Below are 21,522 nucleotides of genomic sequence, written 5' to 3'. Positions count from 1 at the left end.
CTTACTTCAGCTGGTTCATGCGCTCGATCACCTGACGGGTGATGTCGTATTGAGGCTTGACGTCGATCACAGCGCCACGCTCGAACACCAGGTCAAAGGCACCTTTCTTGATGACTTCTTCTACAGCGCTGTCGAGTTTCGGCTTCAGTTGTTTCAGCATTTCACGGTCAGCAACAGCCTTGGCTTCGTTCAGTTCTTTGGACTGGAACTGGTAGTCACGGGCTTTTTGCTTGAATTCAAGCTCCAGACGCTCGCGCTCGCCTTGCTGCATCTTGTCGCCACCGGCAACCAGACGATCCTGGATACCTTTAGCGCTGCTTTCCAGAGTCTTGAGCTTGGTCAGTTGTGGGCCGAACTTTTTCTCGGCATCCACGGCATAACGCTTGGCCGCATCGGACTCCAGCAGGGCCATCTGATAGTTCAGGACAGCGATTTTCATTTCGGCGAAGGCCGGGGTCGCTACCAGCACGGTTGCCAGCAGAACCAATTGAGTCAACTTACGCACGATGCACTCCTACAGAATCCGTTGTCGTTATCTTGGGTCAGACGCTTAGAACGTCTGGCCGAGGGAGAATTGGAAAATCTGGGTTTCAGCGTTATCCGGTTTCTTGATCGGCATGGCCAGAGCAAAGCTCAATGGGCCCAGCGCGGTCACCCAGGTCACACCCACACCCACGGAGCTTGCCAGATTACTGAGGCTCACGTCGTTGCACTCGGTCTTGGACTTCACACCGCTCGGGTTGGTGATCTGCTCGCACTTGGAGTCGAACACGTTACCCACGTCCCAGAAGACCGAAGTCCGCAGGGAACGCTGATCTTTCACAAACGGCAGCGGGAACAGGATTTCCGCACCGCCCTGGATCAGAACGTTACCACCAAACGGCAGTGGGTCATTGTCCGAGTCAACCACAGTGCCCTGGTTACCGGTTACGCCAACACCACGGCTTGGAGTACCACGAGGGCCCAAGGTGCTGTCTTTGAAACCACGCACGGAGTTGAAGCCACCCGCGTAGTAGTTCTCGTAGAACGGTAGACCATTGGTGGAGCCATAACCATCGCCATAACCCAGTTCAGTGTGCAGGCGCATGGTGTAATTGTCGCTCAACGGCGTGAACAACTGGCCACGGTAGTCGAGTTTGAAGAACGACAGGTCGCTGCCCGGCGTGGTGGTTTCCAGGGTGAGGCTCTGGGAGTGACCACGGGTTGCCAGTACACCTTTGTTCAGGGTCGACTCGGACCAGCCGGCAGACGCCTTGAAGTTCAGGAACTTGTCACCTTCACGACGGGTAAAGTCGAAGATCTCGTCCACGGTGTACACACCGGTCTTGATCTCATCCTGTTGCGCGGTCAAACCGAACGTCAGACGCGAAGTCTCGCTGATCGGATAGCCCACGTTGACACCGGCGCCGAGGCTGTCGATCGCATAGCTTGCAACGTCAACGTCGAGGTCTTTGTAGTCGGTGGTGCGGTAGAAGGCGTTGTAGCCCAGGCTCACACCATCAGCAGTCCAGTAGGGGTCGGTATAACCGAAGTTGTATCGGCTCTGGTATTCGCTTCGGGTCAGGCCGATGGAAACACGGTTACCGGTACCCAGGAAGTTGTTCTGGGTGATCGAACCACCGAGGATCAGACCGGCACTCTGTGCGAAGCCGACGCTGGCGGTGATGGAACCCGATGCTTGCTCTTCCACGGCGTAGTTCACGTCAACCTGGTCATCCACACCCGGTACGGCCGGGGTTTCGACGTTGACTTCCTTGAAGAAGCCCAGGCGTTCAAGACGGGTCTTGGACTGGTCGATCAGGTAAGTCGATGCCCAGCCACCTTCCATTTGGCGCATTTCACGACGCAGCACTTCGTCCGCAGACTTGGTGTTGCCACGGAAGTTGATACGGTTCACGTAGGCACGCTTGCCTGGATCGACCACAAAGGTGATGTCCACGGTGTGGTCATCATCATGGGGCGTCGGCACGCCGTTGACGTTGGCGAAGGTGTAGCCTTCGTTACCCAGGCGACGGGTGATCAGCTCGGAAGTGGTGGTCATCAGCTTGCGCGAGAACACTTGGTCCTTCTGCACCAGCAACAGCGCCTTGACCTGGTCTTCAGGCACTTTCAGGTCGCCGCTCAGCTTCACGTCACGAACCTTGTACTTCTCGCCTTCGTTGACGTTGACGGTGATGTAGACGTGCTTCTTGTCCGGGGTGATGGACACCTGGGTCGAAGCGATATCCATGTTGATATAACCACGGTCCAGGTAGTAGGAACGCAGGCGTTCCAGGTCACCGGACAGCTTTTCGCGGGCGTACTTGTCATCGTTCTTGAAGAACGACAACCAGTTGGTGGTCTTGAGTTCGAACAGGTCGATCAGGTCTTCATCAGCGAACTTGGTATTGCCCACCACGTTGATGTGCTGGATCGCCGCCACGGTGCCTTCGTTGATGTTGACCTTGAGGCCGACACGGTTACGAGGTTGCGGCACCACTTCCGTTTCCACGGTCGCGGAATAGCGACCCTGGGCAACGTACTGGCGTTGCAGTTCGTTACGCACACCTTCAAGGGTGGCGCGCTGGAAGATCTCGCCTTCGGCCAGGCCGGATTGCTTGAGACCTTTCATCAGATCTTCAGTAGAGATCGCCTTGTTGCCTTCGATCTCGATACTGGCGACGGAAGGTCGCTCGACCACGGTGATGACCAGGACGTTGCCTTCGCGACCCAGTTGGATGTCTTGAAAGAAACCGGTTTTGAACAGCGCACGAGTGGATTCCACCAGGCGACGGTCATCAGCCTGTTCACCGACGTTCAACGGTAATGCACCAAAGACGCTACCCGCGGAAACCCGCTGGAGGCCGTTGACGCGAATATCGGAGATGGTGAAGGACTCGGCGTGAACTTCGGCGATCATCAATACGGTGAGAACCGCAGTTAGCAGCAGACGTTTCATGAAGTCCTTTCTTATTCCAACTGGCAATAAACAAACTGCCGCAAAATGCGGCAGATTCGCAATTCAGCGAAGCGTTACAGTCGACCCAGATCGTTGACCAAGGCTAATAACATCACCCCGACCACCAAACTGATACCGATCTGTATCCCCCAACCCTGCACCCGATCCGACAAGGGGCGACCACGCACCCACTCGACCAGATAAAACAACAGATGCCCCCCATCCAGTACAGGAATGGGCAACAAATTCAGAACACCCAGGCTAATACTCAGATAAGCCAGGAAATTCAGGAAATCCGCGACACCCGACTGGGCAGAAGCGCCCGCCACTTTAGCAATGGTTATCGGTCCACTCAAGTTTTTTACCGAGAGCTCGCCGAACAACATTTTCTTGAGGGATTCCAGGGTCAGCACACTCATGGTCCAAGTGCGTTTTGCACCTTCACCAATCGCTGCCAACGGCCCGTAGCTCACCTCGCGCACCATCGATGGCGGCCAGTCGACAGCCTTGACCCCGGCACCCAGGTAACCCCCAGCAGCCTTGGCTTCCCCACGGACCGACAAGGTCACCGGGACGTCGATTTGAGCACCGTCGCGCTCAACTTTCAGCACAATTTTAGTATCAGGACGTACACGAACCAGATCGACCACCTGCTGCCAGTCACCCAGCACCTGCCCGTCAAGGGCCAACAGGCGATCACCGGTTTTCAGGCCGGCAGCCTGGGCCGGACCTTTCGGGTCCAGCTCAGCGAGGACCGGCGGCAAGGCCGGACGCCATGGGCGTATGCCCAGGGACTTGATCGGATCAGGCTCATCAGCGCCCTTGAGCCAATGATCGAGGGCCAGCTCACGCGGGGTTTCACTGGTGGAATCCTGCTCGCGCACCACCACATTGACGATGCCGCTTTCACCGAGGCGACGCACCAACTGCAAATTGACCGCGCCCCAGCCCGTGGTGGGTTCGCCATCAATGGAAACAATTTCCTGCCCGGCAACCAATCCAGCCTTGGCGGCAATACTGTCCGACTCGACCGCACCAATGACCGGACGCACCTGCTGGCTGCCCAGCATGGCCAACACCCAGAAGAACACCATCGCCAACAGGAAGTTGGCGATCGGGCCGGCGGCGACAATGGCGATACGCTGACGAACGGTCTTGCGATTGAAAGACTGATCCAACTGATCTGCCGGCACTTCGCCTTCGCGCTCATCGAGCATCTTGACGTAGCCACCCAGCGGAATGGCTGCAATCACGAACTCGGTGCCACGACGGTCGTGCCAGCGCACCAGCGGCATGCCGAAACCGACGGAAAAGCGCAGTACCTTGACGCCGCAACGACGCGCCACCCAGAAGTGGCCGAATTCGTGGAAGGTAACCAGCACACCCAGAGCAACCAGGGTGCCGACAATCATGTAAAGCGCACTCATCTAATTTCTCCGCATTCCAATCCAGTGCCTGAAGACTCAAATCTGCCTGCAGACTAACGCGCGTTGCGGCTCAACCATTGTTCTGCCAGGGCCCGAGCCTTGGTATCGGCCTCGAAGACGGCCCCAAGCTCATTCACCGCGACGACAGGCTCAAGCGCCAGGACGTCCTCGATGATACTCGCGATCTGCGGAAAGCGGATGCGCCGTTCGAGAAACGCTGCCACAGCCACTTCGTTGGCCGCGTTGAGCATCGCCGGCGCGCTGTTACCCGCTTCAGCCGCCTGCCGCGCCAGGCGTAGGCAAGGGAAGCGTTGTTCGTCCGGCGCCTCGAAATCCAGGCGGGCCACGGCAAACAGGTCCAAAGGTGCTACGCCCGAGTCGATCCGCTCCGGCCAGGCCAGGGCGTTGGCAATCGGCGTGCGCATATCAGGGTTGCCCAACTGCGCCAGGACCGAACCGTCGACGTAGTCGACCAGGGAATGAATCACACTTTGTGGGTGAATCACCACCTCGACCTGATCCGGACGCGCATCGAACAACCAGCACGCCTCGATCAGCTCCAGGCCTTTGTTCATCATGCTCGCCGAATCCACGGAGATCTTGCGCCCCATGGACCAGTTCGGATGAGCGCACGCCTGGTCGGGCGATACGTGCTCCAGTTCAGCCAGCGGGGTTTGTCGGAACGGGCCACCGGAAGCCGTCAGCAGAATCCGACGCACACCCACCTGGCTCAGGCCACGGGCATAATCGCCGGGCATGCACTGGAAGATTGCATTGTGTTCGCTGTCCAGCGGCAACAACACGGCACCGCTCTTGCGCACCGCCTGCATAAAGAGCGCACCGGACATAACCAGCGCTTCTTTATTGGCCAGCAGGATCTTCTTGCCAGCATCCACTGCAGCCAAGGTCGGACGCAGGCCCGCAGCACCCACAATGGCGGCGACGACAGTATCGACTTCAGCATCGGCCGAGACCTGACACAGCCCCTCCTCACCCACCAACACTTGAGTGGACAGCCCGGCAGCCCGCAGATCGTCCTGCAGCCCACGAGCCGCCGCCGCCTCAGGCACCACGGCGAAACGCGGCGCATGACGCACGCACAAGGCCAGCAATTCGCTCAAACGGGTAAAACCGGTCAGGGCAAAGACCTGGTAGCGATCAGGATGACGAGCAATAACATCGAGGGTGCTCAGCCCCACCGAACCGGTTGCACCCAGCACGGTGACTTGCTGCAGGCGGCTCACGAAGCGGTCATCCACAAGAGTACTGCGAAGATCGGGATGGCAGCGGTCAGGCTGTCGATACGGTCCAGCACGCCGCCGTGACCCGGCAGCAGGTTACTGCTGTCCTTGATCCCGGCCTGACGCTTGAACATGCTTTCGGTGAGATCGCCCACGACCGAGATGAACACGACGATGGCAGTGGCCAGCAGCGCCAGGAAAATCTCTTTCACCGACCAGCCACGCACAACACCGACGACCAGCGCGATCACCAGCGTCAACGCCAGGCCGCCATACACGCCCTCCCAGCTCTTGCCTGGACTGACCGCCGGCGCCAGCTTGCGCTTGCCGAAGGCCCGGCCTGAGAAGTACGCACCGATATCAGCGCCCCAGACCAGCACCATGACCGCCAGGATCAGCCAGTTACCCATTGGATAACGCTTGATCTCCACCAACCCTTGCCAGGCCGGCAACAGAATCAACAAGCCAATCACCAACTTGCAGGCCACACTTGACCACTTGCCGCTGGTGCGTGGAAAGGTCAGCACCAGGAATGTCGCCAGCGCCCACCACAACAAGGCCGCCCCCAACACCCAAGGCGCTAGGTCCGGCAGGATGTACAAGAGGAACGCCAAGGCAGCTACGACAGCGGCATACACGACACGCGGCAATTGCGCGCTGAAACCCGCCAGACGCGCCCACTCCCAGGCACCCAGGGTGACGACCAGACCGATAAACAGCGCAAAGGCGGAACCGTCGAGCAGGAAAAACCCACACAAGGCGATCGGCAACAGGATCAGTGCTGTGATGATTCGTTGTTTAAGCATTTAAACCCGGGCTCCAGCTTCGATCTGCTCGCTCGTTTTACCGAAGCGACGCTGACGGGAAGCGAAATCGGCCAGCGCATTGCGCATGGCATCGTGTTTGAAGTCCGGCCAGAACAGGTCGGAGAAGTACAGCTCGGTGTACGCCAGCTGCCACAGCAGGAAATTGCTGATGCGGTGCTCGCCACCGGTACGGATGCACAAGTCAGGCAACGGCAGATCGCCAGTCACCAGGCAGGTTTGCAAGAGTTCGGGGGTGATGTCGTCCGGCCGTAGATGACCGGCCTGCACTTCACGCGCCAGACGCTGTGCAGCCTGGGCGATATCCCACTGGCCACCGTAGTTGGCTGCGATCTGTAGCACAAATCGATTGGCCCCGGCCGTAATGGCCTCGGCTTCGCGCATGGCGGCTTGCAGTTCGGGATGAAAGCGCGAGCGATCGCCGATGATGCGCAGGCTGATGTTGTTGTCGTTGAGGCGCTTGGCTTCACGACGCAAGGCCTTGAAGAACAGGTCCATCAAGGCGCTGACTTCTTCGGCGGGCCGTTGCCAGTTCTCACTGGAGAAGGCGAACAAGGTCAGCACCTCGACCTTGGCTTCGGCGCACACCTCAATCACAGCCCTTACCGCATCGACACCCGCTTTATGCCCGGCAACACCCGGCATAAAGCGTTTCTTCGCCCAGCGATTATTCCCATCCATGATGATCGCGACATGGCGCGGCACCACAGAGGGTACAGTCTGCTTGGTCTTTTCCATGAAGGCGTCCTGACCCCTTATACGGCCATCAGGTCCTTTTCTTTTTCTTCCGTGGCCTTGGTGATCTGGGCCTCGGCATCTTTGGTCAGCTTGTCGATATCAGCGGTGGCACGACGCTCTTCGTCTTCGCTGATTTCCTTGTCCTTGACCAGTTTCTTCAGGTCACCCAGGGCATCGCGACGAATGTTGCGCACGGCAACACGGGCGTCTTCGGCTGCGCTGCGTGCCTGCTTGGTGAAGCCCTTGCGGGTTTCTTCAGTCAGGGCGGGCATGGAGATCAACAGCAACTCACCCAGGTTGGTCGGGTTGAGGTTCAAACCGGCGCTCTGGATGGCCTTGTCGACAGCACCCAGCATGTTGCGCTCGAACGCGACGACTTGCAGGGTGCGCGAGTCTTTAACGGTAATGTTGGCGACGCTGCTGATCGGGGTATCGGAACCGTAGTAAGGCACCATCACGCTGCCCAGGATGCTTGGGTGCGCCTTGCCGGTACGGATCTGGCCGAATGCATGGCTCAGGGATTCCAGGGATTTCTGCATACGCGCCTGGGCGTCTTTCTTGATTTCGTTGATCATTGTTGGCCTTCCTCGATCAGAGTCCCTTCTGCGCCGCCGTGTACGATATTCAGCAGGGCGCCGGGCTTGTTCATGTTAAATACGCGCAGCGGCATCTTGTGGTCGCGGCACAGGCAAATAGCCGTCAGGTCCATCACGCCCAGCTTGCGATCCAGCACTTCATCGTAGGTCAGATGATCGAACTTCTCGGCATGCGGGTCTTTGAATGGATCGGCAGTGTACACGCCATCCACCTTGGTCGCCTTCAGCACCACGTCAGCGTCGATTTCGATAGCGCGCAGGCAGGCTGCGGAGTCGGTGGTGAAGAACGGGTTGCCCGTACCAGCAGCGAAGATCACCACTTCCTTGGAATTCAGGTGGCGCATGGCTTTGCGACGGTCATAGTGATCGGTCACGCCGACCATGGAAATAGCCGACATCACGATAGCCGAGATGTTGGCACGCTCCAGGGCGTCACGCATGGCCAGGGCGTTCATCACAGTGGCCAGCATGCCCATGTGGTCGCCAGTGACCCGATCCATGCCGGCGGCGCTCAGTGCCGCACCGCGGAACAGGTTGCCACCGCCAATCACCAGACCGACTTGTACGCCGATACCGACCAGCTGGCCGACTTCCAACGCCATGCGGTCGAGCACCTTGGGATCGATCCCGAACTCTTCCGAGCCCATCAGGGCCTCGCCGCTAAGCTTGAGTAGAATGCGTTTATAGCGAGCCTGATAACCACTGCCCTGCTGAGCCATTGCGAATCTCTCCTGCGGCGTATTTTTAAAAATTCTTGGCGAGCCGTTTACGGCTTGCGTTCACTCTAGCTGGACGCTGCTACAGCGCCATCGGAACACGGCTTTGTAAGCCAGTTCCGAAGGGAGGCCAATTAAAATCGGCCTTCCCATTTGAAAAGAGGCTGCGCGCGTGAGCGGGCAGCCTCTTTCGGGCGACAGTTGAAAACTGTCTTATTGCTTGGCGGCAGCCAGCTGGGCAGCAACTTCTTCAGCGAAGTTGTCGACCGGCTTCTCGATGCCTTCGCCTACTTTGTAGTAAGTGAAGGAAACGATTTCAGCACCGGCTTTCTTAGCCAGTTCGCCAACCTTGATTTCAGGGTTCTTGACGAACGCCTGCTCAACCAGGCTCGCTTCAGCCAGGAACTTGCTGATACGGCCTTTGATCATGTTTTCAACGATGTTTTCTGGCTTGCCGGCGATCTTGTCGGCGTTCAGGCTCAGGAACACAGCTTTTTCACGCTCGATCGCTTCGTCAGAAACTTCCGAAGGCAGCAGGAATTCTGGGTTGCTTGCAGCAACGTGCATAGCGATGTCTTTGGCCAGCTCAACGTCGCCGCCTTTCAGAACAACGGCTACACCGATCTTGTTGCCGTGCAGGTAACCACCCACCACATCACCTTCAACGCGAGTCAGGCGACGGATATTGACGTTTTCGCCAACCTTGCCGACCAGTACCAGGCGATCAGCTTCTTGAGCTTCGATCAGCGGCTCAACGGTAGTCAGCTTGTCGTCGAATGCTTTCTTGACGCTGGCAGCAACGAATGCCTTGAAGTCATCTTGCAGGGCCAGGAAGTCGGTCTGCGAGTTCACTTCCAGCAGAACAGCAGCTTTACCGTCTTCAACCAGAGCGATAGCGCCTTCAGCAGCGACGTTGCCGGCTTTCTTGGCGGCCTTGATGGCGCCCGAGGCACGCATGTCGTCGATGGCTTTTTCGATGTCGCCGCCGGCCTTGGTCAAGGCCTTTTTGCAATCCATCATGCCTTCGCCGGTACGCTCACGCAGTTCTTTAACCAACGCTGCAGTAATCTCTGCCATTTCAAAATCCTCTTGGATAGGTTTTCAACCATTCCACCCGATCAAACGGGCGATCAATTCTTCCCGAATCTCCGTTGTAGGCCACTGCACGTTACAAATGATGTAGCTGCGTTACCGACAAACGGTTTTCGAGGTGGCAAAAAGGGGGCCAAGCCCCCTTTTTGCTTACTGAGTCAACGCCAGGGCGCTAATTACTCAGCGGCAGCTACCGGAGCTTCTTCAACGAACTGCTCGGTACCACCAGCAACGTGGTTGCGACCACGGATTACAGCGTCAGCCATCGAACCCATGTACAGCTGGATAGCGCGGATTGCGTCATCGTTGCCTGGGATGATGTAGTCAACGCCTTCCGGGCTGCTGTTGGTATCGACTACGCCGATAACAGGGATGCCCAGCTTGTTGGCTTCGGTGATCGCGATGCGCTCGTGATCAACGTCGATAACGAACAGTGCGTCAGGCAGACCGCCCATGTCCTTGATACCACCCAGAGAACGATCGAGCTTTTCCAGGTCACGGGAGCGCATCAGCGCTTCTTTCTTGGTCAGCTTGGCGAAAGTACCGTCTTCGGCTTGCACTTCAAGGTCACGCAGACGCTTGATGGAAGCACGGATGGTTTTGAAGTTGGTCAGCATGCCGCCCAACCAGCGGTGATCGACGTACGGCGAACCGCAACGTGCTGCTTCTTCAGCAACGATCTTGCCAGCGGAACGCTTGGTGCCGACGAACAGAATCTTGTTTTTGCCCTGGGCCAGGCGCTCTACGAAAGTCAGAGCTTCGTTGAACATTGGCAGGGTTTTTTCAAGGTTGATAATGTGGATCTTGTTACGCGCGCCGAAAATGTATTTACCCATTTTCGGGTTCCAGTAACGGGTCTGGTGACCGAAGTGCACACCGGCCTTCAGCATATCGCGCATGTTGACTTGGGACATGATAGTTCCTTAATAAGTCGGGTTTGGCCTCCACGTATCCCAATGACCAACCAGCGGCATCAAGGCCTCCGGCACCCAGGTCATCGTGTCGACACGTGTGTGGATTTAAGCTTTACGAGGTATCCCCGGAAAGCGGCGCATTTTATACCACAGCATCGGCAAAAACGGAATACGCAATCACATTTGCCGCTGCGCGCTTTCGTGTAACCCCTTGAATAGAGCCGACATAGCCCTACCTTATAGAGAGAAGCGATCATCAGAGGCTCATGATTTGAGGCCATCGTCTGTTAGAATCGCGTTTTCTATGGCTTGTGCGAACTCTGCAACCTTTTGTCGCACGCCCGTAAACCGTATTGATTTCAGCGCGTCGCGCTAGAGAGAGCCTGTATGACCGTTAGCTTGAAAACCGCCGAAGACATCGCTGGCATGCGCATCGCCGGCAAACTGGCTGCCGACGTGCTGGAAATGATCGCCGAACACGTCAAGCCCGGCGTCACCACCGAAACCCTGAACCAGATCTGCCACGACTATATAGTCAACGTGCAGGGCGCCATCCCTGCGCCGCTGAACTACAAAGGCTTCCCCAAGTCGATCTGCACCTCGGTCAACCACGTGGTCTGCCACGGGATTCCAGGCGACAAGCCATTGAAGGACGGCGACACCCTGAACATTGACGTCACCGTGATCAAGGACCGTTACTTCGGCGACACCAGCCGCATGTTCCATGTCGGCAATGTGCCAGTCTGGGCCGAGCGCCTGTCCCAGGTCACCCAGGAATGCATGTACAAGGCCATCGAAATCGTCAAGCCTGGCTGCCGCCTGGGCGACATCGGTGAAGTGATCCAGAAGCACGCGGAAAAGAACGGCTTCTCGGTGGTGCGCGAATTCTGCGGCCACGGTATCGGCACCGTGTTCCACGAAGAGCCGCAGATCCTGCACTACGGCCGCGCTGGCACCGGCATGGAGCTCAAGGCGGGCATGACCTTCACCATCGAGCCGATGATCAACCAGGGCAAGGCCGACACCAAGGTGCTGGGCGACGGCTGGACCGCTATCACCAAGGACCGCAAGCTCTCGGCCCAGTGGGAACACACCCTGCTGGTCACCGAGACCGGCTACGAGATCTTCACCCTGCGCGCTGACGACACCATTCCACGCGTTTCGGCGTGATGATTGCTTCGGTTTTCCCGCAACCCTGTCACTGACTTACTAGATAGAAAGGAAAGCCGATCGATGCCCCAGGTGGACCCCGAACTCTTCGACCGTGGCCAGTTCCAGGCCGAACTGGCCCTGAAGGCGAGCCCTATCGCCGCATTCAAGAAGGCTATCCGCCAGGCCCGCGAGGTGCTCGACGAGCGCTTTCGCAGCGGCCGGGACATCCGCCGACTGATCGAGGACCGCGCCTGGTTCGTCGATAACATCCTGCAAAAGGCCTGGGAACAGTTCAGTTGGAGTGAAGACGCCGATATCGCCCTGGTGGCGGTCGGCGGCTATGGGCGCGGCGAGCTGCATCCCTACTCGGACATCGACCTGCTGATCCTGCTGGACAGCGCCGATCATGAGATCTTTCGCGATTCCATCGAGCGTTTTCTGACGCTGTTGTGGGACATCGGCCTGGAAGTCGGCCAAAGCGTGCGCTCGGTCGACGAATGCGCCGAAGAGGCCCGCGCCGACCTCACCGTCATCACCAACCTCATGGAAAGCCGCACCATTGCCGGCCCCGAGCGCCTGCGCCAGCGCATGCTCGAAGTCACCAGCACCGCACACATGTGGCCGAGCAAGGACTTCTTCCTGGCCAAGCGTGCCGAACAGAAGGCCCGGCACCACAAGTACAACGACACCGAATACAACCTGGAACCCAACGTCAAAGGCTCGCCCGGTGGCCTGCGGGATATCCAGACGATTTTGTGGGTTGCCCGTCGCCAGTACGGCACCCTGAACCTGCGCGCCCTGGCTGGCGAGGGCTTCCTGGTAGAGAGCGAAAACGCCCTGCTGGCCTCGTCCCAGGAGTTCCTGTGGAAAGTGCGCTACGCCCTGCACATGCTCGCCGGGCGCTCCGAGGACCGTCTGCTGTTCGACCACCAGCGCTCCATCGCCACCCTGCTGGGCTTTGAGGGCGAGGACGCGAAGACCAGCATCGAAAGCTTCATGCAGCAGTATTACCGGGTGGTCATGAGCATTGCCCAGCTCAGCGACCTGATCATCCAGCACTTCGAAGAGGTGATCCTGGCCCCCGAAGACGAAGCGCCGCCGCAGCCGATCAACGCGCGCTTCCAACTGCACGACGGCTATATCGAGGCGCGCAACGACAACGTGTTCCGCCGCACACCGTTCGCCATGCTGGAAATCTTCGTGCTGATGGCCCAGCAGCCGGAAATCAAAGGCGTGCGCGCCGACACCATCCGCCTGCTGCGGGAGAACCGTCACCTGATCGACGACGATTTCCGCAACGACATCCGCAACACCAGCCTGTTCATCGAGCTGTTCAAGTGCAAGATCGGTATCCACCGCAACCTGCGACGCATGAACCGTTACGGCATCCTCGGGCGCTATCTGCCGGAGTTCGGTTTTATCGTCGGGCAGATGCAGCACGACCTGTTCCACATCTATACCGTGGACGCGCACACCCTGAACCTGATCAAGCACCTGCGTAAGCTTCAGTACACGCAAGTGTCAGAGAAATTCCCGCTGGCCAGCAAACTCATGGCCAAGCTGCCCAAGCCCGAGCTGATCTACCTGGCCGGCCTGTACCACGACATCGGCAAGGGTCGGCATGGCGACCACTCTGAGGTGGGCGCGGTTGACGCCGAGGCGTTCTGCCAACGCCACCAACTGCCCGTGTGGGACAGCCGCCTGATCGTCTGGCTGGTGCAGAACCATCTGGTGATGTCGACCACCGCCCAGCGCAAGGACTTGTCCGACCCGCAGGTGATCCACGACTTTGCGCAGATCGTCGGCGATGAAACCCGCCTCGACTATCTGTACGTGCTGACCGTCTCAGACATCAACGCCACCAACCCGACGCTGTGGAACTCCTGGCGTGCCAGCCTGTTGCGCCAGCTGTACACCGAGACCAAGCGCGCCCTGCGCCGTGGCCTGGAGAACCCGGTGGACCGCGAAGAGCAGATCCGCCGCACCCAAAGCGCGGCCTTGGACATTCTGGTGCGCGGCGGTAACGACCCGGACGACGTCGAGCAGTTGTGGTCGCAGCTGGGTGACGATTACTTCCTGCGCCACACCGCCGGCGATGTCGCCTGGCACACCGACGCAATCCTGCAACAGCCCGCCGATGGCGGCCCGCTGGTGCTGATCAAGGAAACCACCCAGCGCGAATTCGAAGGCGGCACGCAGATTTTCATCTACGCGCCGGACCAGCACGACTTCTTCGCCGTGACCGTGGCAGCCATGGACCAGCTCAACCTGAACATCCATGACGCCCGCGTTATCACCTCCAGCAGCCAGTTCACCCTCGACACCTATATCGTGCTCGACACCGATGGCGACTCGATTGGCGACAACCCGGCACGCGTGAAAAAGATCCGCGAAGGCCTGACCGAGGCCCTGCGCAACCCTGACGACTACCCGACCATCATCCAGCGTCGGGTACCGCGCCAACTCAAGCACTTTGCGTTTGCGCCACAGGTGACCATTTCCAATGACGCCCAGCGGCCGGTGACGGTACTGGAACTCAGCGCCCCGGATCGTCCGGGCCTGCTGGCCCGCATCGGCGGGATTTTCCTGGAGTTCGACCTGTCGTTGCAAAACGCCAAGATCGCGACCCTCGGCGAGCGCGTGGAAGACGTGTTCTTCATCACAGATGCCGACAACCAGCCGCTGTCCGACCCGGAACTGTGCCTGCGCCTGCAGGAAGCCATCGTCCAGCAGTTGAGTGTCACCCAGGAACCCGGCGTCGAGCTGACACGCCTGACCATTTGAAAAGCGCCGCCCCAGTTTTTAACGCCTTGCACGAGATCCACCGATGAACAACGCTCTGAACCAGCTCCAGCCCTACCCGTTCGAGAAACTTCGCGCCCTGCTCGGCAGCGTCACGCCGAACCCGGACAAGCGCCCGATCGCGCTCTCCATCGGCGAACCGAAACATAAATCGCCCACTTTCGTGGCCGAAGCATTGAGCAACAACCTCGACCAGATGGCCGTGTACCCGACCACGCTGGGCATCCCGGCCCTGCGCGAAGCTATCGGTGCCTGGTGCGAACGCCGCTTCAACGTGCCCAAGGGCTGGCTCGACCCGGCGCGCAACATCCTGCCGGTCAACGGCACCCGTGAAGCGCTGTTCGCCTTCACCCAAACCGTGGTCAACCGTGGCGACGACGCGCTGGTAGTCAGCCCGAACCCGTTCTATCAGATCTACGAAGGCGCCGCGTTCCTCGCCGGGGCCAAGCCGCACTACCTGCCGTGCCTGGACGCCAATGGCTTCAACCCGGACTTCGACGCCGTGACGCCAGACATCTGGAAACGCTGCCAGATCCTGTTCCTGTGCTCGCCCGGCAACCCGACCGGCGCACTGATCCCGGTCGACACCCTGAAAAAACTCATCGCCCTGGCCGACGAATACGACTTCGTCATCGCCGCCGACGAGTGCTACAGCGAGTTGTACTTCGACGAACAAACCCCGCCACCCGGCCTGTTGAGCGCCTGCGTCGAACTCGGCCGCCAGGACTTCAAGCGCTGCGTGGTGTTCCACAGCCTGTCCAAGCGCTCCAACCTGCCGGGCCTGCGCTCCGGTTTCGTGGCCGGCGACGCCGACATCCTCAAGGCGTTCCTGCTGTACCGCACCTACCACGGTTGCGCGATGCCGGTGCAGACACAGCTGGCGAGCATTGCGGCCTGGCAGGATGAAGCCCACGTGCTCGCCAATCGTGACTTGTATCGCGAAAAATTCGACGCGGTGTTGGCGATTCTCAAGCCAGTGCTGGACGTAGAGAGCCCGGATGGCGGCTTCTATTTGTGGCCGAATGTGAATGGCGACGACGCCGCGTTCTGCCGTGACCTGTTCGTGGAAGAACACGTGACCGTCGTGCCGGGTTCGTACCTGTCACGGGAAGTGGACGGCTTCAACCCTGGCGCCGGCCGTGTGCGCATGGCGCTGGTTGCGCCGTTGGCGGAGTGCGTGGAAGCGGCGGAGCGGATCCGCGACTTTATCCAACGTCGCCGCTAAGGCGCGATCAGGGTCACTTCACCTGACCTAGGTTCGCCTCACTCATATCCAACTCCGCCAGCACCTCCCTCAAAACGTCATCACCAATCTGGTGATGACGACTCAAACTGTACAACTCCAACCGCTGCGCCCGCAGGGCCTTGAGCCGCAGTTTGCGCTCCAGCAGGTCCATCTGCTGCGCCAAGGCCTGGGCTTCGGCGGAGTCGTTGAACACGTCCAATTGATGGCGATATTCCGACATCAGCCGTGCCTTGAGCTCCGTGGCAAGCGCGGCTTGAGCGGCGTCCTGGGTTTCGGCGTCTGCCGGTTCCTGCGCTTCAAGCGCGTGGATGGCCGCAACGGCAGTCCTCTTCCAGGCTTCGCGCACTTCCTTGTGGCGTTTTTCGTCCGGGCTTTTTTCGATGCCACGCAACAGTAGCGGCAACGCGATACAGGCGGCGACCAGCGACAACAGAATCACGCCTGCCGCGATGAAAATCAGCAGGTCACGCTCGGGAAAATCCTGCCCCGGCGCCAGCAACAACGGCACCGACATCACACCCGCCAACGTCACCGCACCGCGCACGCCGCCGACCGTCAACAGCCAGCAGGAACGCGCAGTCGGCACCAGCGTCAGTTCGCTTTTGCCACGCAACCTGCGCAGCAAGCCCGACAACCGCCAGATGCTCTGCACCCAGATAAAGCGCAGCACCACCAGCACCAGGAAGATCGCGATGACATCCAGGCAGCGATAAAACAGGGTTGGCCACAACGTCGTCTCGTGACTGACGACTGCCTTGATGATGTCTGGCAGTTGCAGGCCCAGCAGCAGGAAGATCAAACCGTTGAAGGCGAACTCCAGCAACGACCACACGCTGCGATTGAGCAGGCGCGTGCTGGTCTGGCGCGGCAACAGGTCGAGCCAGCTTTGCATCATGCCCGCCGCCACCGCCGACAAAATGCCCGATGCACCCAAGCGTTCGGCCAGCACATAGGCCGCAAACGGCAGCAGCAACATGAACACCACGTGGGTGGCCGGGTCGTCCCAGCCACGGGCGATCATCCACGCGCGCAAACGGCCGACCAGCCAGCTCAGGGCCACGCCGACTGCCAGGCCACCGACAGCCACCAAGACGAATGTGAGGCTGGCATCCGCCAGGGAAAACACCCCGGTCAGCGCCGCCGCCAGGGCGAACTTGAAGGTCACCAGGCCCGAAGCATCATTCATCAAGGCCTCGCCCTGGAGCATGTGCATCAGCGGCGTGGGCAAGCGATTCTGGGAAATGGCCGACACCGCCACGGCATCCGTCGGCGACAACACGGCCGCCAGGGCGAAGGCCACCGGCAACGGGATAGTTGGCAAGATCCAATGGATGAAGTAACCGGCGCCCACCACGGTAAACAGCACCAGGCCCACCGCCAACGTCAGGATCGGCCCGCGCAGCCGCCACAACTCGCGCTTGGGCATACGCCAGCCATCGGAGAACAGCAACGGCGGCAGGAACAGAAACAGGAACAACTCGGGGTCCAGCGCCACATGCAATCCCAGCGTCGGCCAGGCCAGCAAGGCACCGGCGGCAATCTGCACCAGAGGCAACGGCAGAGGAATGACACGCCCGACCAGACGCGAAACGCTGACCAGCATCAGCAGGATAAGAACGGTGTAGGCGGTTTGCATAACGCGGTTTTCCCGGACAATCGACTTGCAACGACACACATCAGGCAACAACTGGCCGTTGAAGTGCCATATTACCCGGCTATGTTACTCGCTGGCTTTTGCACAAAAGTCGCACAGCGCTGACGAGCGGCACCCAAACGCGCTGGTCGTGGCATAATCCGTGACCTTTCGTTTCTACTTGGTCCAAAGGGGGGCAATTCCTTGACCGCTTCAAGCAAAACGTTGCACCTTTTCGGCATCAAAGCCTGCGACACCATGAAAAAGGCGCGCACCTGGCTCGATGAGCACGGCGCCAACTATGAGTTCCACGACTACAAAACGGCCGGTATCGACCGCGAACACTTGACCCAATGGTGCGACGAGCACGGTTGGCAGGTGGTTTTGAACCGTGCGGGCACCACCTTTCGCAAACTCGAAGACGAACGCAAAGCCGATCTCGATCAGTCGAAAGCCATTGAATTGATGCTCGCACAACCCTCGATGATCAAGCGCCCGGTGCTTGATCTCGGTGACAGAACCCTGATTGGCTTCAAGCCAGATAGTTATTCGGCGGCCCTCAAGTAGGCCAGCCCTTTCCATTTTTGTAGAGGTAACAGCATGTCCAATTCCCTGTTCAGCCTGGGCTTCGGCGTCGGCACTCAGAACCGCCAAGGTGCTTGGCTGGAAGTGTTTTACGCACAACCGCTGCTCAACCCGTCGGCAGAAATCGTCGCAGCCATCGCGCCGATCCTCGGCTACACCGAAGGCAACCAGGCGATCACCTTCACCATCAGCCAAGCGCTGCAACTGGCTGATGCGCTCAAGAATGTCGACGCTACCCAAGCCGCGCTGCTCAACCGCCTGGCCGAAAGCCACACGCCGCTGGTCGCCACCCTGCTGGCCGAAGACGCTGCACTGACCTCCACGCCTGAGGCCTACCTCAAGCTGCACCTGCTGTCCCACCGCCTGGTCAAGCCCCACGGCCTGAGCCTGGCCGGTGTGTTCCCGCAGCTGCCGAACGTGGCCTGGACCAGCCAGGGCGCGATCGACATCAACGAACTGGCCGAACGCCAGCTGGAAGCCCGCCTGCGTGGCGAACTGCTGGAAGTGTTCTCGGTGGACAAGTTCCCGAAAATGACCGACTACGTGGTGCCGAGCGGTGTGCGTATCGCTGACGCAGCACGCATCCGCCTGGGTGCCTATGTGGGCGAAGGCACCACCGTGATGCACGAAGGTTTCGTCAACTTCAACGCTGGCACCGAAGGCCCAGGCATGATCGAAGGTCGTGTATCGGCAGGCGTATTCGTCGGCAAGGGTTCGGACCTGGGCGGCGGTTGCTCCACCATGGGCACCCTGTCGGGCGGCGGCAACATCGTGATCAAGGTTGGCGAAGGCTGCCTGATCGGCGCCAACGCCGGTATCGGTATCCCGTTGGGCGACCGTAACACCGTGGAATCGGGCCTGTACGTCACCGCCGGCACCAAGGTTGCGCTGCTGGACGAGCAGAACCAACTGGTCAAAGTGGTCAAGGCACGCGAACTGGCCGGCCAACCGGACCTGCTGTTCCGCCGCAACTCCGAGACCGGTGCCGTGGAGTGCAAAACCCACAAATCGGCCATCGAACTGAACGAAGCGCTGCACGCTCACAACTAAGCAGCCACTCGATGCCCCTAGCGGGCCCCGACCCTGGGGCTCGCTTATACGAGTCTTGAACACCATGCTAGTGCCCTCCCCCTGGCGCGCCGACTTTCCGGCCATCGCCACCCTGCAACGGCAAGACCAGACCTACCTGGACAACGCCGCCACCACGCAAAAACCCCAGGCTTTGTTGGATGCCATCAGCCATTACTACGCCAACGGCGCAGCCAATGTGCACCGCGCCCAGCATTTGCCAGGCGCCCATGCGACCCAGGCGTTCGAAGACAGCCGCAGCAAGGTCGCACAGTGGTTGAATGCAGGCGACAGCGGGCAGATCGTGTTCACCCACGGCGCAACTTCTGCGCTGAACCTCTTGGCCTATGGCCTTGAGCACTTATTCAATGCGGGCGATGAGATTGTCATCAGCGCCCTGGAACACCACGCCAACCTGCTGCCCTGGCAGCAACTGGCCAAGCGTCGCGCACTGAACCTAGTGGTACTGCCACTGGATGATAACGGCGTGATCGACCTGGCTGCCGCTGCCGAGCTGATCGGCCCGCGCACGCGATTACTCGCAGTGAGCCAGCTGTCCAACGTGCTCGGCGCCTGGCAGCCACTGGAAGCCCTGCTGGCACTCGCCCAGCCCCACGGCGCCCTGACCGTGATCGACGGCGCCCAAGGCATCGTCCATGGTCGTCACGACGTGCAGGCGCTGGGTTGCGACTTCTATGTGTTTTCCAGCCACAAACTGTATGGCCCGGACGGCGTCGGTGTGCTGTTTGGTCGCAATGAAGCGCTGCACCACGTACGCCACTGGCAGTTCGGCGGCGAGATGGTGCAACAGGCCGATTACCACAGCGCCAGCTTCCGCCCGGCGCCGCTGGGCTTTGAGGCCGGCACCCCGCCGATTGCCAGCGTGATCGGCCTGGGCGCCAGCCTGGATTACTTGAGTTCGCTGGATCAGCCGGCAGTGATCGCCCATGAAGCGGCGTTGCATGACTACCTGTTGCGCGGGCTCAAGGCGCGCAATGGCGTGCACGTGCTGGGTTCGCCCCAGGTGGCGTTGGTCAGCTTTGTGGTCGATGGCGTGCATAACGCCGACCTCGCGCACCTGCTGACCGAGCAAGGCATTGCCGTACGCGCCGGGCATCACTGCGCCATGCCGTTGCTCAAGGCGATGCATCTGTCAGGGGCGATTCGCGTGTCCCTGGCGCTGTATAACGATTCCGATGACCTGGAACGCTTCTTTGAAGCGCTGGATCAAGCGTTGGATATGCTGCGATGAGCTTACCGGTGGATGCCGCAGCCGCACTTGAGGCGTTTCAGGCCGTCGGCAGTTGGGAGCAGCGCGCGCGGATGCTGATGCAATGGGGCGAGCGTCTGCCTGCCCTGGCCGATGAGGATAAAGTCGACGCCAATCTCGTACAGGGCTGCGAAAGCCTGGTGTGGCTGGTCGCAGAATTGCGCGATGGCCACTGGCAGTTCGCCGCCAGCAGCGACGCACGGATGATTCGTGGGTTGGTGGCGTTGCTGCTGGCGCGGGTCAATGGCCTGTCCGCCGCAGAATTGCAGGCGGTGGATCTGCCTGACTGGTTTGCACAGTTGGGGCTGTCCCGCCAACTGTCACCGTCGCGCAGCAATGGCCTGAATGCCGTGCTGCAGCGCATGCGGCAACTGAGCGCCGTTACGACGCCTTGACCCGCTCGGAAGGCCGGCGCACTCCGGCCACAATCTTGTCCACCGCCTTGGTGGCCGCCACCATGCCGAACGTGGCCGTCACCATCATCACCGCACCAAAACCGCCCGCGCAGTCCAGCTTCACGCCATCCCCGACAAAACTCTTCTGCAAACAGATGCTGCCGTCCGGCTTGGGATAACGCAGCTGTTCGGTGGAAAACACACACGGCACGCTGTAATGGCGGGTCACGGTACGGGAGAAGTTGTAGTCGCGGCGCAGGGTCGAGCGCACTTTCGAGGCCAACGGGTCATTGAAGGTGCGGTTCAGGTCGCAGACCTGGATCAACGTCGGGTCGATCTGCCCGCCGGCGCCGCCGGTGGTGATGATCTGGATCTTGCGACGCTTGCACCAGGCGATGAGCGCGGCCTTGGCGTTGACCGCGTCGATGCAGTCGATCACGCAATCGATGTCCGGCGTGATGTATTCGGCCATGGTGTCGCGGGTCACGAAATCCGCCACCGCATGCACGGTGCAATCCGGGTTGATGCCGCGCAGGCGCTCCGCCATCACCTCGACCTTGGGCTTGCCCACGGTGCTGTCCAGCGCGTGCAACTGACGGTTGCTGTTGCTCACGCAGACGTCATCCAGGTCAAACAGCGAAATCTCGCCCACCCCGCAACGGGCCACGGCTTCCGCCGCCCAGGAGCCTACGCCGCCAACGCCGACAATAGCCACATGGGCTGCTTTCAAGCGTTCCAGGCCTTCAATGCCATACAAGCGGGCGACGCCTGCAAACCGCGGATCTTCTGTGCTCATGACCATTACCCCAAAAACCGGCGCGCATTATAGGGCTACGCAGCGACAAGTTCGAAGCTTCAAGCTACAAGTTAAGAACTAAGATGGCC

19 protein-coding genes are annotated in these 21,522 nt (G+C 59.9%); 7 read left to right on the top strand and 12 right to left on the bottom strand.

Annotation, left to right across the window (positions count from 1 at the left end; all coding sequences use genetic code 11):
• Position 1: 1 nt before the first annotated feature.
• The 10 genes from AYR47_RS13600 to rpsB all read right to left on the bottom strand — a co-directional run bounded on the left by AYR47_RS13600 (position 2) and on the right by rpsB (position 10,486).
• Positions 2-505 (bottom strand): OmpH family outer membrane protein, encoded by a 504-nt coding sequence (locus AYR47_RS13600; RefSeq protein WP_033902788.1) that lies wholly within the window; start codon positions 503-505, stop codon positions 2-4.
• A 45-nt stretch (positions 506-550) separates the two neighbouring features.
• A complete protein-coding gene (gene bamA / locus AYR47_RS13595) occupies positions 551-2,938 on the bottom strand; it encodes an outer membrane protein assembly factor BamA (RefSeq protein ID WP_033902789.1) in 2,388 nt (795 codons plus the stop codon).
• A 74-nt stretch (positions 2,939-3,012) separates the two neighbouring features.
• Positions 3,013-4,365, bottom strand: coding sequence for a sigma E protease regulator RseP (gene rseP, locus AYR47_RS13590; protein WP_033902790.1), 1,353 nt, complete (start codon positions 4,363-4,365; stop codon positions 3,013-3,015).
• 53 nt (positions 4,366-4,418) lie between these two features.
• Positions 4,419-5,609, bottom strand: a complete 1,191-nt coding sequence (gene ispC, locus AYR47_RS13585; RefSeq protein ID WP_061435546.1) for a 1-deoxy-D-xylulose-5-phosphate reductoisomerase — start codon at positions 5,607-5,609, stop codon at positions 4,419-4,421.
• Positions 5,606-6,412 (bottom strand): phosphatidate cytidylyltransferase, encoded by an 807-nt coding sequence (locus AYR47_RS13580; protein WP_061435545.1) that lies wholly within the window; start codon positions 6,410-6,412, stop codon positions 5,606-5,608. Before AYR47_RS13580 ends, ispC begins: the two co-directional genes overlap by 4 nt.
• Positions 6,413-7,168 carry a polyprenyl diphosphate synthase gene (gene uppS / locus AYR47_RS13575; RefSeq protein ID WP_016974405.1) on the bottom strand — a complete coding sequence of 252 codons (756 nt, stop codon included), beginning with the start codon at positions 7,166-7,168 and terminating at the stop codon, positions 6,413-6,415.
• Between the two features lie 17 nt (positions 7,169-7,185).
• The gene (gene frr, locus AYR47_RS13570) at positions 7,186-7,743 is read right to left on the bottom strand and encodes a ribosome recycling factor (protein WP_012722596.1); all 558 of its coding nucleotides are present in this window, start codon (positions 7,741-7,743) and stop codon (positions 7,186-7,188) included.
• The gene (gene pyrH / locus AYR47_RS13565; RefSeq protein ID WP_003189161.1) at positions 7,740-8,483 is read right to left on the bottom strand and encodes a UMP kinase; all 744 of its coding nucleotides are present in this window, start codon (positions 8,481-8,483) and stop codon (positions 7,740-7,742) included. Before pyrH ends, frr begins: the two co-directional genes overlap by 4 nt.
• A 210-nt stretch (positions 8,484-8,693) precedes the next feature.
• The gene (tsf, locus tag AYR47_RS13560) at positions 8,694-9,557 is read right to left on the bottom strand and encodes a translation elongation factor Ts (protein WP_038849203.1); all 864 of its coding nucleotides are present in this window, start codon (positions 9,555-9,557) and stop codon (positions 8,694-8,696) included.
• 191 nt (positions 9,558-9,748) lie between these two features.
• The gene (rpsB, locus tag AYR47_RS13555; protein ID WP_003189158.1) at positions 9,749-10,486 is read right to left on the bottom strand and encodes a 30S ribosomal protein S2; all 738 of its coding nucleotides are present in this window, start codon (positions 10,484-10,486) and stop codon (positions 9,749-9,751) included.
• Between the two features lie 387 nt (positions 10,487-10,873).
• On the opposite strand from rpsB, the gene map reads away from it, so the two are divergent.
• From map to dapC, 3 genes are all read left to right on the top strand, one after another.
• A complete protein-coding gene (map, locus tag AYR47_RS13550; RefSeq protein WP_016975842.1) occupies positions 10,874-11,656 on the top strand; it encodes a type I methionyl aminopeptidase in 783 nt (260 codons plus the stop codon).
• A gap of 63 nt (positions 11,657-11,719) precedes the next feature.
• Positions 11,720-14,422, top strand: a complete 2,703-nt coding sequence (locus tag AYR47_RS13545; RefSeq protein WP_061435544.1) for a [protein-PII] uridylyltransferase — start codon at positions 11,720-11,722, stop codon at positions 14,420-14,422.
• A gap of 43 nt (positions 14,423-14,465) precedes the next feature.
• Entirely contained in the window at positions 14,466-15,665 is a 1,200-nt protein-coding gene (gene dapC, locus AYR47_RS13540; protein WP_033902795.1) for a succinyldiaminopimelate transaminase, read from the top strand.
• Positions 15,666-15,678: 13 nt separating this feature from the next.
• Here the strand turns inward: dapC and AYR47_RS13535 are convergent, their stop codons facing one another.
• The gene (locus tag AYR47_RS13535) at positions 15,679-17,322 is read right to left on the bottom strand and encodes a Na+/H+ antiporter (RefSeq protein WP_061435542.1); all 1,644 of its coding nucleotides are present in this window, start codon (positions 17,320-17,322) and stop codon (positions 15,679-15,681) included.
• Between the two features lie 255 nt (positions 17,323-17,577).
• Here AYR47_RS13535 and AYR47_RS13530 point away from each other — a divergent pair, with 255 nt between their 5' ends.
• From AYR47_RS13530 to AYR47_RS13515, 4 genes are all read left to right on the top strand, one after another.
• On the top strand, positions 17,578-17,886 hold the full coding sequence (locus tag AYR47_RS13530) for an arsenate reductase (RefSeq protein WP_237142565.1): 309 nt from the start codon (positions 17,578-17,580) through the stop codon (positions 17,884-17,886).
• Positions 17,887-17,919: 33 nt separating this feature from the next.
• Positions 17,920-18,954 carry a 2,3,4,5-tetrahydropyridine-2,6-dicarboxylate N-succinyltransferase gene (gene dapD, locus AYR47_RS13525; protein WP_033902798.1) on the top strand — a complete coding sequence of 345 codons (1,035 nt, stop codon included), beginning with the start codon at positions 17,920-17,922 and terminating at the stop codon, positions 18,952-18,954.
• Between the two features lie 64 nt (positions 18,955-19,018).
• The gene (locus AYR47_RS13520; protein ID WP_061435538.1) at positions 19,019-20,224 is read left to right on the top strand and encodes an aminotransferase class V-fold PLP-dependent enzyme; all 1,206 of its coding nucleotides are present in this window, start codon (positions 19,019-19,021) and stop codon (positions 20,222-20,224) included.
• Positions 20,221-20,637 (top strand): SufE family protein, encoded by a 417-nt coding sequence (locus tag AYR47_RS13515; RefSeq protein ID WP_033902800.1) that lies wholly within the window; start codon positions 20,221-20,223, stop codon positions 20,635-20,637. The genes AYR47_RS13520 and AYR47_RS13515 overlap by 4 nt, the downstream gene beginning before the upstream one ends.
• On the opposite strand, the gene tcdA is transcribed toward AYR47_RS13515, so the two are convergent.
• Positions 20,624-21,433 (bottom strand): tRNA cyclic N6-threonylcarbamoyladenosine(37) synthase TcdA, encoded by an 810-nt coding sequence (gene tcdA / locus AYR47_RS13510; protein WP_038849221.1) that lies wholly within the window; start codon positions 21,431-21,433, stop codon positions 20,624-20,626. The genes AYR47_RS13515 and tcdA overlap by 14 nt on opposite strands.
• Positions 21,434-21,522 lie beyond the last annotated feature (89 nt).

The sequence above is a fragment of the Pseudomonas azotoformans genome (assembly GCF_001579805.1).
In the GTDB taxonomy this organism is placed as follows: domain Bacteria; phylum Pseudomonadota; class Gammaproteobacteria; order Pseudomonadales; family Pseudomonadaceae; genus Aquipseudomonas; species Aquipseudomonas azotoformans_A.
The sequence above is the reverse complement of the archived record's forward strand: the minus strand, read 5'-3'. Positions and strand labels throughout refer to the sequence as shown.